Raw genomic sequence first — 11,785 nt, 5'->3', positions numbered from 1 at the left:
TTTTGTATACTCTTCTTGTACTTAAATGTAGACCAGCATAGCCCTAATTTTTTTATATATTTTACTTCTTTCTCTGTATTTAATAATAGGCTTGAAAATAAATGGTAAGCCTATAATTGTTAAGCTTAGAGCTAGGGTTGAAAGTATACAACAGGCTTTGTGTTTACTATGTAGCTCTTTCAGGTAAAGCATCAAAAATCTACAAAATTTTTTGTAATTTTCTTCGATGTTTTTTTTGCTATGAGCCTTGCTAATGAACATATCTATTGCGGTATGACCGTTATTGCACTTAATGTTAAGGTCTGCACCTTTTTCTGTTAACAACTGAGCTATATCAAAATAATCCTTTTGAACAGCAAGATGTAGAGGTGCAAAACCTTGTTGCTCACAAATGTTCATATTGGCTCTAACTTCCAATAACATTTTCACAATTTGTGTATGGCCTTTTTTAACTGCGAGTAGCAAGGGAGTTCTGTTACATTTAGTAACAGCATTAACGTTTACCTTAAGCTTCAATAAGAGCTTAACTGTTTTAGTGTTACCATTATGGCTAGCTTTATGCAGCCTAGCGTTACCATTAAAATCTTGATCGTTTGCTTCTATTCCCTTTGAAACAAGAAATGTTACCATTTTTCTATTATTATGCTCAATAGCGCAATCTAACGCATCAAAACCATGGTTGTTTTTTGTGCAAAAAAACTCTTTAAGTTTAATTTTATTGTTACTTGCTTGCTGTTTTTTTGCAATAAGTTTTACTATTTGCATTTTGTTGTTATACGCTGCTAGGAAAAGCGTAGTGTTATTTTCTGCATCTTTGGCTTCTATATTTGCACCTTTCTTTATCAGATATTCTATAATTTCTGCTCTGCTGTCATAATGTGCGGTGCATTGATAAATGGTTAAAAACAAAGGAGTACGAAAATTGTTATCTTCACATTCGAGATTTGCTCCGCTATCAATTAAAATTTGAACACTTTTTTTAGAACCGTATAGTGAAGCTATATGAAGAGGAGTATAGCCCTCTTTGACATCTTTTTCATTAATTTTTGCGCCTTTTGTTATCAAAAAATCTATTAATTCCGTGTCATCTTGTAGTGCAGCAAGGTGCAGTGGAGTGAATCCATTTTTATCCTTGGAATTAATTGTCAGTTGGTTAACAAAAAGTTTAGCAACTTTCTTGTGTCCATGCATAATGGCGTAATGCAGAGGGTTTCTATTTTCGTTGTCTACGACATTGAAATCAGCTTCGTGCTCTAGTAATGACTTTACTCCAACTAAATCGCCTTCTTTTGTGAACTTATGCAAGAGAGTGATTCCACTTGCATCTTTTGAGTTAATATCAAATCCATTTTCTACTAATTGGTTTATATCTTCCTCACGCGCCATATCACTTAAATCTCTAATTAAACTCTTTTCGCGTTAATAATACTCCTACTTGATTAAGTTTAAATGAATCTGTGAGAAATGGCTAGTGCATTCTTGCATAACAAACTTTTGGCAGCGCATTGGATGAAACGAAAAACTTACTTGACAAACTCCGCCAGCCCTCTTATCATGAAACTGAAGCTATTTATTTATCTTCGCAATCTCTGCAGTGGATTAATGACAAAAAACTTAATGTATTTGGCGTAAATCATGCTTAATTTTTTGCGCTATGTGCACCTCATGTCTTTATAAAACTTTTAGGTTTCTACCTATACAAGCCGAAACGCGCTTATAAAGTGTTTAAGACAGTAAAAGACGTCAAATAGACAAGGGAGAATTTGAATACTAGCTACCCTAGGGTTTCTTTGCTTTTTTTTTATTTGGTAAATTTCTTAATATTTATAGCTAAACGACAACTGTCATTCCTGTAAAGGTCAAGTATCCCGCTACTTGTTAGCGGCTGAGATACCGCGAATAAATCGCGGTATGACGGTTAGCGGTGGCGTGACGATAAGCTCGTCATTCCGCTACGTGTTAGCGGCTAAGAGATATCGCGGTGGTATAGCTATAAATTGTTGATATCTTTTTTATATCACATTTTTAACTTACAATAGTTAGCCAGCGTTCCTTACATTAACCAAATCTTTCAAATTCTGCACTCACCACTACCTATAACTCACTTTCACGCAATATTGATCGTTCTTAAAAAGCAATCTAACATTTTTTATTCCTTGATTGCGAAGCTTTGATGCAGCTGATTTAGCAGCCTGAGCACTTTTAAAAAATGCAACATATCCCTTACTTTCTGCACTGTCTTGTTTCGGATGACGTTTCTGCATTTCTTTTTCATATTGCTTTCTGTAATGAGGAGTATTTTGTATCAATTGTTCTGACATCTTTCTTAGGTATTGAACTTTTACTTTTGCAAGCCCAGATTTATGAAATCCTAAGACTTGAGCTGCTTTTTCTGATAAGTCTATTATTCTGCCTTCAATAAAAGGCCCTCTATCGTTAACCCTTGTAACAAGCTTTCTTCCATTTTCTAAATTAGTGACAAGAACAAAGCAGGGTAAGGGCAAAGTCTTATGCGCTGCAGAGATCAAGTGACGGTTAAACGCTTCACCATTTGCTGTAAGTGTGCCATGATCTTCTATTCCATACCACGATGCTATCCCTATCTCTTCATAGTGTTTACAGTTTTTTGGATAATAAGTTATACCATTTATTGTGTAGCTGCTGCCAATTTTATAATGACCTGCAGTACAGTTAAACCTGTTGCTAAAACTGCAGCTACTTATCAAAACAAATATTAGACATAGAAAGGTTAGGTTTTTTATCATTGTATTCGGTAAGAGGGTTCGATACTATGAGGATTTTAAATTATACTATAATAAATTTAGTAATGAGTAAACATCTACTGCTAAATATTAACAAAACTCAAAAAGGAATAATACATATTATTGGTATAGGTGGAATCGGAATGAGTGCCATTGCTGAAATTCTTCACAATTCCAATTACAAAGTTCAAGGTAGTGATGCACAATCAAACGACAATATAAATAGGTTACAAAAGCTGGGTATAGAGGTTTATATTGGTCACAATGCTGATAATATAAGCCAAGCTCAAATAGTTGTACATTCTTCTGCGATAGAATCTGATAATGTGGAGTTAATTGCGGCAAAAAATAACAATAAAACCATTTTGCATAGATCAGACATACTTGCTGAACTTTTAAGAGATAAATATGTGATAGCGGTTTCAGGTTCGAGCGGTAAGACAACGACAACAGCAATGATTGCTTCCATTTTTGATCATTCTAATATCGATGCAACTGTAATTGTGGGAGGAATACTAAATTCGTATCAGAGTAATTCAAGACTTGGAAAGAGTGACATTTTTTTAATCGAAGCTGATGAGTCTGATGGAACCATGCTAAAAATTCCTGCAAATATTGCTGTCATAACGAGTATTAACGACGATCATATGGATCATTATGGTACATTCGACGATATTAAAAATGCGTTTTCTCAGTTTATAAGCAAAGCAGATTTTGCAGTTTTGCCTGATTCTGTAGGCATTAATTATGATGCAAGTAACTCTATGATGTTTGGGTTTGAGAGTGGTAACATTAGAGCCAGCAACATCGAACAACATAATAACAGCATGGAATTTGATGTGTTGATTGACAATAACCACAGAATAAAAAACATAGTACTATCAAAAGCAATAGGAATGCATAAGGTCAGCAACGCCTTGGCTGCAATATCAGTTGCGATAAAGCTCGGGATTAGCAATGCAGAGATTAAAAAAGGCCTTTTGGAATTCCAAGGAGTAGCAAGAAGATTCTCTTTGATTGCCAATATTAAAGGCGTTAAGTTAATTGAGGATTATGCCCATCATCCAAATGAAATATATGCAACTTTAACGGCTGCACGTTCGATTACTAAAGGAAAAGTAATAGGAATTATCGAACCACTTCGTTTTGCTCGCATTCGTAATTTTTTTGATGAATTCATACGAATTTTCATGATGTTTGATTATGTCATCCTCACTCCTGTTCATCCTCCAGAAGATAAGCCCATTCCTGGTTGTGGAATTGATGATATACAGAAAGCTCTAGTCAGTAATAACACAAAAATTATGAATGATGCTTTGCTCATTTCACATTTTATTAGTGATTCGACAAGTCCAGGTGATATAGTATTATTTATTGGTGCTGGTAGTAATATAGCTAAATTGGCAAAAGAAACTGCAGCACTTATTGCAGAAGTTAAGGTTTAATGCGATGAATAAGATAATCAACAACGTATTTGCAAGAGAAATTTTAGATAGCAGAGGTTATCCCACTGTTGAGGTGGAAATTGAACTCTGTGATGGAGCAATAGGCAGGGCATCTGTACCTTCTGGAGCTTCAACCGGTAAACTGGAAGCCTTGGAACTCAGAGACCAATATGAGAAAAGGTATTGTGGTAAGGGAGTGCTGAAAGCTGTTCAAGCTGTAAATGGAGTGATAACAGATAAAATCATTGGAATGAATGCAGCGGACCAAAATGCAATTGATAAAGCATTAATTGAACTGGATGGAACAAAAAACAAATCAAAACTTGGAGCAAATGCAACTTTGGGTGTGTCTCTTGCAGTTGCAAAAGCAGCAGCAAACAGTTTCAAAATGCCGCTATATAGATATTTGGGAGGAAAGCAGACGAGTGTTATGCCGGTTCCACTCATTAACATAATTAATGGTGGAGTACATGCAGACAATAAGCTCGATTTCCAAGAATTCATGATTCTTCCGGTCGGTGCTGAGACTTTCAGCGAAGCGATTAGAATATCTGCGGAGGTGTTCCACAACTTACGTAGCATTCTTAAGAAAAAAGGTTATAGCACAAACGTAGGAGATGAAGGTGGTTTTGCACCAAATATTGAAAGCACTGAAGAAGCACTTGATTTGATCATATACGCTATAGAATCAGCAGGTTATTCAGCGCAAAGTGATTTTGCACTAGGCCTTGATGTTGCTTCATCTACTTTTTATGAAGATGGAATTTACGAATTTGAAAGTAAGGGACTTACTTCAAAAGAATTGACTGAATACTATTGTGACCTTGTGGAAAAATATCCAATAATTTCTATAGAAGATGCAATGAGTGAAGACGACTATGAAGGTTGGAAATTACTTACTGCAAAATTGGGGAGTAAAATTCAATTGGTTGGGGATGATTTATTTGTTACAAATTGTGAACTAATAGGCAAAGGAATAGAAGAAAAAATGGCAAATGCTGTACTGATCAAGCCAAATCAAATAGGGACGTTAACAGAAACTTTTGCTGCAATTGAAATGGCAAAATCAAATGGCTACAAAGCTGTGATTTCTCACCGCTCAGGTGAAACAGAAGACACAACAATATCTCATATAGCAGTTGCATCAAATTGCGGGCAAATAAAAACCGGATCGCTATCGCGTTCTGATAGGCTTGCGAAGTATAACGAGCTAATCAGAATAGAAAGCACATTAGGAAAGGATGCTAAATATTATCGTGGGTTAGCATGGGTTTTATAGACGAAGTAAAATTGTGTTTAAAAGCCGGTGACGGTGGTGATGGCTGTGCAAGTTTTCGTCGAGAAAAGTTCGTTGAATTTGGTGGTCCAAATGGTGGTAATGGAGGAAAGGGTGGAAACATAGTTTTCATCAGCGACGCTAATCTCAACACTTTGCTTCATTTTCGTTATAGAAGACACATTAAAGCAGATAGTGGAAAAAATGGTGCAGGCAGGGATAGATCTGGCACAGCAGGGAAAGACGTTATACTTAAAGTTCCAGTCGGTGCACAAATAATTGATGAAGAAAGTGAAGAGATAATAGTAGACCTTGACAAGCCTGGTATGGAATTTCAAGTAGCACAGGGTGGAAAAGGTGGACTTGGAAATACTAATTTTAAATCTTCTACTAATAAGGCACCAAGACATTTTACTTACGGTCAGCCTGGCGAAGAAAAACATGTATTATTAAAACTAAAAGTTTTATCAGATGTTGGAATTATTGGCATGCCAAACGCAGGTAAATCAAAATTTTTGACTCGCTGCTCAAATTCCGATACAAAAGTAGGCGATTATCCATTTACCACCGTAAGACCCCACTTAGGTGTGACAAAAGTGGATGATAGCGAAGTTGTAATAGCAGATATTCCTGGAATAATTACTGATGCTCACCTTGGAGTTGGGCTCGGGCATAAATTTTTAAAGCACATAGAAAGGTGTAAAATTTTACTTCATTTAATCGATGTAACTCATGGTGACGTTGTTTCGGCTTATAGTTGTATCCATAATGAATTGGAACTTTACAATAGTGATCTTGTTGAAAAAGAAGAGATTGTAGTACTGAACAAATGCGACTTATTGAGGGAAGCAGAAATTCTGGAAAAGAAGAATCACCTAGCTAATTATCTCAATAAAGAAGTGCTGTGCTTATCAATTAATGGTGATTTACAGCCTATTTTAAGATTATTAAGTGAAAAATTGAAAAAGAGTAATTCTAAGGAAATCGATGTATATGATCCTTTTAAAGCGTAAATTTTCTATTTATGGATGTACAAGAATGGTAGCGTGCAACCAGAACTAATCGTACAGCTGTGCAAACATCGTGATTTGAGTCCACCAGAAGGGTGTCATCCCAGTCTGGGATCCAGGAATTTTATTAAGTTGGTAAGCATAAAAGTAGCCGTTTTATGTTAAAATACAACGTTTTGATGATTATGAAAAGGCTGGATTCCAGACTGGAATGACACCATCATAAAGTGAATCAGTGTCAGCTACTTGCATCTACCATGCAAGTTATAGCTCTTTTTACAATAATCCGAACAGACCGTAATATGCTACTGGCCTGCTATAGCCATAAACACATATCTTATCGCATTCGGACTATTATAAGAAAGGCTATACCTGAAAATTGCAATGTTCGTACACTTGACTACTTGGATCTAGTATGATTTAATTAACCAAGAAGTAGGCATGAAAAAATTATGTAGTAAACCAGTTTGCATAACACCAGGAGGAAAATATGGATAGAAAGACGAGAATAGAATCAGACAGCTTAGGGGAAGTAAAAGTACCAAGTGAACATTACTGGGGAGCGCAGACTCAGCGTTCTTTAGAAAATTTTAAGATTGGCACAGAAAAAATGCCAGAGCCTCTGATTAAAGCATTAGCAATAGTAAAACTTGCAGCAGCGCGTGTTAATATGAAACATGGTGTTATAGATGATAGGGTAGGGGACGCAATTTGCACAGCCGCGAGGGAAGTAATAGATGGCAAATTTAATAATGAATTTCCGCTTGTTGTTTGGCAAACCGGATCCGGAACGCAGACTAATATGAATATGAATGAAGTGATCAGCAATCGTGCAATAGAGATTTTAGGTGGTAATTTGGGTAGTAAATCTCCAATACATCCAAATGATCATGTGAATTATGGTCAGTCGTCAAATGACACCTTTCCAACAGCAATGCATATAGCAGCAGCAGAGCAAATAAACTGCTTGCTTATTCCAAATCTTGAAAAATTGCATAAGGTGCTGGATAATAAGGTTCAGGAATTTAAAGATATAATAAAAGTAGGACGTACTCATCTGCAAGATGCAACGCCCCTAACACTAGGACAGGAGTTCTCTGGCTATGCAGTCCAGATTAAAAAGGGGATAGAGAGAGTAAAATCAACTTTAAGTGATATATATGAGCTTGCACAAGGTGGCACTGCAGTTGGCACGGGACTCAATACTAAAAAGGGTTTTGCTGAAGATTTTTCAAGCCAAGTTGCAGAAATTACTAACCTTCCATTTACTTCAGCAGGCAATAAATTTGAAGCGCTAGCAGCAAATGATGCTTTAGTTGAGCTCAGTGGAACACTCAATACAGTAGCAGTCAGTTTAATGAAAATTGCAAATGATATAAGGTTGCTTGGTTCTGGTCCAAGATGCGGAATTGGGGAAATAATGTTACCGGAAAATGAGCCTGGTTCTTCAATTATGCCAGGTAAAGTGAATCCAACTCAGTGTGAAGCGGTGACTATGGTATGCACTCAAGTTATGGGAAATCATGTTGCTGTAACCATTAGTGGTTCAAACGGTCATTTTGAATTGAATGTGTTTAAGCCAGTGATAATTTACAATGTTTTGCAGTCTATAAGACTTTTAGCTGACGCAAGTTTAAATTTTACAGAAAAATGTGTAGTTGGTATTAAAGCAAATGAAGAGAGGATAAAAGATTTACTGAATCAGTCGTTGATGTTGGTCACTATATTAAATACGCATATAGGGTACGACAATGCAGCAAAAATAGCGAAGCTTGCTTATAAAGAAAATATCACTCTAAAAGAAGCAGCAGCAAAACTTCAACTGCTCACTGAGGAAGAGTTTGAAAGGATAGTGAAACCAGAAGAAATGGTAAATTATTTGTAACCGCTCACACTTAATTCTTCAATCTCACTAATAGAAAGGCCAGTAAACTTGACAATAGTGTTAACATCAACATTATTATAGCTCTTTTTACAATAATCCGAACAGACCGTAATATGCTACTGGCCTGCTATAGCCATAAACACATATCTTATCGCATTCGGACTATTATAAGAAAGGCTATATCTTGCTTTGTCTACCTTATTTTGCCGCTCCCCTGAACGGATACGATTTAAGACATAAGATCCTTTTTCATAGCTATACTACGTTATCCAGCGTCTGGGCACTGGTTTCTTGGTACTTATTCCGCAATAATTTTTTTTCCTTCAATAAACTTTGCAGTTCGCCTTTTTCGTACATCTCGCGAGTGATGTCGCAACCACCAATAAACTCTTCCTTTATATATAATTGTGGAATTGTTGGCCAATCAGAAAACTTTTTTATAGATTCACGTATTTCATCATTCTCCAACACGTTAATATACTTAAACTTCACGTTCAATTTTTTTAGGATTGACACGACGAGTCCAGAGAATCCGCATTGAGGAAAATCAGAAGTGCCTTTCATATACAATACCACATCATTTTCTGTTATATCTTTTTTTATTTGTTCAAAATTGCTCATAAATTCACCTTATTTTTAAGTATTAGTTTCCAGTTGCAAGGCGTGTATAGACTGACCTTCCAGAGCTTTATATACCATTTTATGCTGTTCTATTTTTGTCTTTCCAAGAAAACACTTGGAGTTTATTTTTAAATGATAATGGTCATCATCTCCAGCAAGATCATGAATCTTTATATCAGCGTCGGGGAACGATTGTTTGATGATCCTCTCTAATTCGTGAATTGCAATAGTCATTGATTTGCTTTAAATTACAATACTTTCATTATAAATCTAAAACGATTGAGCGCAATAAAAAGTTGCTATCATAAAAAATAGAAGCATACTATAATAATGGAATGACAAGTTATGCAGGGAGGCTTTGTGGTGGGCGAAAGATTTAAATTCACATATCTTTGGTTTTGCTAACTTTTTCATTTAGGTGCTTATCTTACGATGATAAAATAAATAACTTAGAGAATGTTTACATCAAAGCTAACTATTTTGGAGCATTCTTCAATGCAATAGGTTCTCTAGAAGGAAAAGAAGATGCAGGTGACAATATAACAGAGGGGGTTTTTAGTTTTAATAAGAAGGAGCGAATTGAAGCTGGATACAGTCCTAAATATGTTCCAGGGTTTGCCGGTAGTGCTGCAATAGGGTATTTATTCAAAAATATGAGAGTTGAGTTTGAAGGCTTATATTCTCAGACTAACTTATATGATGAAGATTATTCAGATAAGAAAAAAGCAAGATATATTGAACTTCGTCGTCACAATGATGCGTCTACTGGAGCGGAATGCAATTCACCTTGGAGAAGTGGAAAGGTTGATATTCACATTCAAGAAAATTGTAGTGTTGAAGCAGAGTTCAGAGCTGCATTTAAGATGAAAAATGAAGGTTTTAATAACTTAGCTGGAATGGTCAATGTATATCGTGATTTTAATATAGTAAAAATACCATTCACCCCATATGTTGGTATTGGTGCAGGTGTAACTAGGGTTAAATTTCTAGGAAAAACCAGATATGCCTTGGCTTACCAAGCAAAACTTGGTATCAATCACCAACTTACAGCACAAACTCAAGCATTTGCTGGTTTACGCTATTTTGGTATCCTTGATAACCAATTTAAAGATATTGTACCAGGAATAAAGATACTAGCTGGTGAAGGATATATTCCTGCCGGTGGAGGAAGTAAAGTTGATGAAACTGCACGTGTTGAATCAACAACTGCAACCATTACCAATAGGTTTGGCATATATGGCTTAGAGTTTGGGTTGGTTTATCACTTTTATAGCTCTTTTTACAATAATCCGAACAGACCGTAATATGCTACTGGCCTGCTATAGCCATAAACACATATCTTATCGCATTCGGACTATTATAAGAAAGGCTATAACTTTATCCAATAAATTACATATGTGAAGATAGTAAATTCAGCGTACTGAGAACATTAGAAAGACGAGATTTTAATTGATTTTCATATTTACTCCAATCTTGTATTGCCTTTCTTGCAACACCTGAATCAACTGCGGCTTTTGCAACAGCAGGAGCTACTATAGAAATTAATCTTGGGTCAAATGGAGTAGGTATTATATATTCACGTCCATAGCCCATTTTATGACCGCCATAGACTGCAGATATCTCACCTGGTACTGGCTCACGGGCAAGCTTTGCTATTGCATCTGCAGCTGCAATTTTCATTTCATCATTTATTGTTGTTGCATGTACATCAAGTGCCCCTCTAAATATATAAGGAAAACCCATTACGTTGTTGACTTGGTTGTTGTAATCTGACCTACCAGTTGCAATTATTGCATCTGGCCTCACAGATTTTGCAAACTCAGGCCTTACTTCTGGATCGGGATTGGCAAGAGCAAAAATAATCGGGTCTTTGCCCATACTCTTTAACATCTCTTCATTTAACACATCTTTTGCAGATAGTCCGATGAATACATCAGCGCCTTTTATTGTATCAAGTAGAGAACGTTCGGAAGTATCAATTGCATATTTTTCCTTCCACTCATTCATGTCCTCGTTTCTACCTTTGTATATTACTCCTTGCTTATCACACAGCACTATATTTTTAGCGCCCATGGACTTTAGTATTTCTAAACATGCAATACCGGCTGCTCCAGCACCATTCATAATGATCTTAACGTCCTCTAATTTCTTTCCGACAATATCAAGAGCATTTTCTATACTAGCTGCAACAACCACTGCAGTTCCATGCTGGTCATCATGGAACACTGGAATATCCATCAGTTCATTCAGACGTTTCTCTATTATAAAACAATCGGGAGATCTTATATCCTCTAAATTTATCCCCCCCCAACTTGGCCCAAGGTACCTTACTGCATTGATAAAATCTTCTATATTTTCTGTACCAACTTCTATATCAACTGCATCAATATCAGCAAAACGCTTAAATAAAACAGCTTTGCCTTCCATGACAGGTTTTGCAGCAAGAGGACCGATATTACCAAGTCCAAGCACTGCAGTGCCATTTGAAATGACAGCAACACAGTTGCTTTTTGCCGTATAATCATAAACAACCTCAGGATTTTTAGCTATTTCAAGGCACGGAGCTGCAACGCCAGGGGAATAAGCAAGTGACAAATCATACTGGGTAGATAAAGGTTTTGTTGGCATGATTGAAATTTTACCAGGTTTACCACCTCTACTGTGATAATTAAGTGCCTCTTGTTTTGTGGTACTATCTAAATCATCGTTCATCATTACATCCTTATATTTTAAGATTGTATTTTTTAAGTATATGGAGTTTTTATAAATGTTCAATTGTAAACTAT

The 11,785-nt window shown here is 36.1% G+C and carries 12 protein-coding genes; 7 read left to right on the top strand and 5 right to left on the bottom strand.

Annotated features, from left to right (window positions below):
• Nucleotides 1-21 precede the first annotated feature (21 nt).
• Together OPR46_RS04090 and OPR46_RS04085 are read right to left on the bottom strand one after the other, a co-directional pair.
• Nucleotides 22-1,386, bottom strand: coding sequence for an ankyrin repeat domain-containing protein (locus tag OPR46_RS04090; RefSeq protein WP_265042891.1), 1,365 nt, complete (start codon nucleotides 1,384-1,386; stop codon nucleotides 22-24).
• Between the two features lie 704 nt (nucleotides 1,387-2,090).
• On the bottom strand, nucleotides 2,091-2,765 hold the full coding sequence (locus tag OPR46_RS04085) for a septal ring lytic transglycosylase RlpA family protein (RefSeq protein ID WP_010082236.1): 675 nt from the start codon (nucleotides 2,763-2,765) through the stop codon (nucleotides 2,091-2,093).
• A gap of 26 nt (nucleotides 2,766-2,791) precedes the next feature.
• Here OPR46_RS04085 and murC point away from each other — a divergent pair, with 26 nt between their 5' ends.
• From murC to fumC, 5 genes are all read left to right on the top strand, one after another.
• A complete protein-coding gene (murC, locus tag OPR46_RS04080; RefSeq protein ID WP_265042889.1) occupies nucleotides 2,792-4,207 on the top strand; it encodes a UDP-N-acetylmuramate--L-alanine ligase in 1,416 nt (471 codons plus the stop codon).
• Between the two features lie 4 nt (nucleotides 4,208-4,211).
• A complete protein-coding gene (gene eno / locus OPR46_RS04075) occupies nucleotides 4,212-5,486 on the top strand; it encodes a phosphopyruvate hydratase (RefSeq protein WP_265042888.1) in 1,275 nt (424 codons plus the stop codon).
• Nucleotides 5,474-6,496: an Obg family GTPase CgtA gene (gene cgtA, locus OPR46_RS04070; protein ID WP_265042886.1), complete on the top strand. Its 1,023-nt coding sequence runs from the start codon at nucleotides 5,474-5,476 to the stop codon at nucleotides 6,494-6,496. Before eno ends, cgtA begins: the two co-directional genes overlap by 13 nt.
• 224 nt (nucleotides 6,497-6,720) lie before the next feature.
• The gene (locus OPR46_RS04065; RefSeq protein ID WP_265042885.1) at nucleotides 6,721-6,912 is read left to right on the top strand and encodes a hypothetical protein; all 192 of its coding nucleotides are present in this window, start codon (nucleotides 6,721-6,723) and stop codon (nucleotides 6,910-6,912) included.
• Nucleotides 6,913-6,983: 71 nt separating this feature from the next.
• Nucleotides 6,984-8,378, top strand: a complete 1,395-nt coding sequence (gene fumC / locus OPR46_RS04060) for a class II fumarate hydratase (RefSeq protein ID WP_265021313.1) — start codon at nucleotides 6,984-6,986, stop codon at nucleotides 8,376-8,378.
• 255 nt (nucleotides 8,379-8,633) lie between these two features.
• On the opposite strand, the gene grxD is transcribed toward fumC, so the two are convergent.
• On the bottom strand, nucleotides 8,634-8,999 hold the full coding sequence (gene grxD / locus OPR46_RS04055) for a Grx4 family monothiol glutaredoxin (protein ID WP_265042883.1): 366 nt from the start codon (nucleotides 8,997-8,999) through the stop codon (nucleotides 8,634-8,636).
• A 15-nt stretch (nucleotides 9,000-9,014) separates the two neighbouring features.
• A complete protein-coding gene (locus OPR46_RS04050; RefSeq protein ID WP_006280012.1) occupies nucleotides 9,015-9,233 on the bottom strand; it encodes a BolA/IbaG family iron-sulfur metabolism protein in 219 nt (72 codons plus the stop codon).
• 164 nt (nucleotides 9,234-9,397) lie between these two features.
• Here OPR46_RS04050 and OPR46_RS04045 point away from each other — a divergent pair, with 164 nt between their 5' ends.
• The gene (locus tag OPR46_RS04045; protein ID WP_265042881.1) at nucleotides 9,398-10,303 is read left to right on the top strand and encodes a P44/Msp2 family outer membrane protein; all 906 of its coding nucleotides are present in this window, start codon (nucleotides 9,398-9,400) and stop codon (nucleotides 10,301-10,303) included.
• On the top strand, nucleotides 10,248-10,400 hold the full coding sequence (locus OPR46_RS04040; protein WP_265042880.1) for a hypothetical protein: 153 nt from the start codon (nucleotides 10,248-10,250) through the stop codon (nucleotides 10,398-10,400). The genes OPR46_RS04045 and OPR46_RS04040 overlap by 56 nt, the downstream gene beginning before the upstream one ends.
• Here OPR46_RS04040 and OPR46_RS04035 read toward each other — a convergent pair.
• Complete coding sequence (locus OPR46_RS04035; protein WP_265042878.1) at nucleotides 10,389-11,711, bottom strand: malic enzyme-like NAD(P)-binding protein; 1,323 nt, start codon at nucleotides 11,709-11,711, stop codon at nucleotides 10,389-10,391. The two genes, OPR46_RS04040 and OPR46_RS04035, sit on opposite strands and share 12 nt — an antisense overlap.
• Nucleotides 11,712-11,785: the final 74 nt, after the last annotated feature.

This window comes from Wolbachia endosymbiont (group A) of Scambus nigricans (assembly GCF_947251485.1).
Lineage (GTDB): Bacteria > Pseudomonadota > Alphaproteobacteria > Rickettsiales > Anaplasmataceae > Wolbachia > Wolbachia pipientis.
This window is presented reverse-complemented; position numbering and strand designations above follow the sequence as displayed.

Coding starts and splice junctions, on each gene's coding strand:
- cgtA (WP_265042886.1), top strand. CDS start 5,474: ATGGGTTTTATAGACGAAGTAAAATTGTGTTTAAAAGCCGGTGACGGT.
- grxD (WP_265042883.1), bottom strand. CDS start 8,999: ATGAGCAATTTTGAACAAATAAAAAAAGATATAACAGAAAATGATGTG.
- murC (WP_265042889.1), top strand. CDS start 2,792: ATGAGGATTTTAAATTATACTATAATAAATTTAGTAATGAGTAAACAT.
- OPR46_RS04090 (WP_265042891.1), bottom strand. CDS start 1,386: ATGGCGCGTGAGGAAGATATAAACCAATTAGTAGAAAATGGATTTGAT.
- OPR46_RS04035 (WP_265042878.1), bottom strand. CDS start 11,711: ATGAACGATGATTTAGATAGTACCACAAAACAAGAGGCACTTAATTAT.
- eno (WP_265042888.1), top strand. CDS start 4,212: ATGAATAAGATAATCAACAACGTATTTGCAAGAGAAATTTTAGATAGC.
- fumC (WP_265021313.1), top strand. CDS start 6,984: ATGGATAGAAAGACGAGAATAGAATCAGACAGCTTAGGGGAAGTAAAA.
- OPR46_RS04085 (WP_010082236.1), bottom strand. CDS start 2,765: ATGATAAAAAACCTAACCTTTCTATGTCTAATATTTGTTTTGATAAGT.
- OPR46_RS04050 (WP_006280012.1), bottom strand. CDS start 9,233: ATGACTATTGCAATTCACGAATTAGAGAGGATCATCAAACAATCGTTC.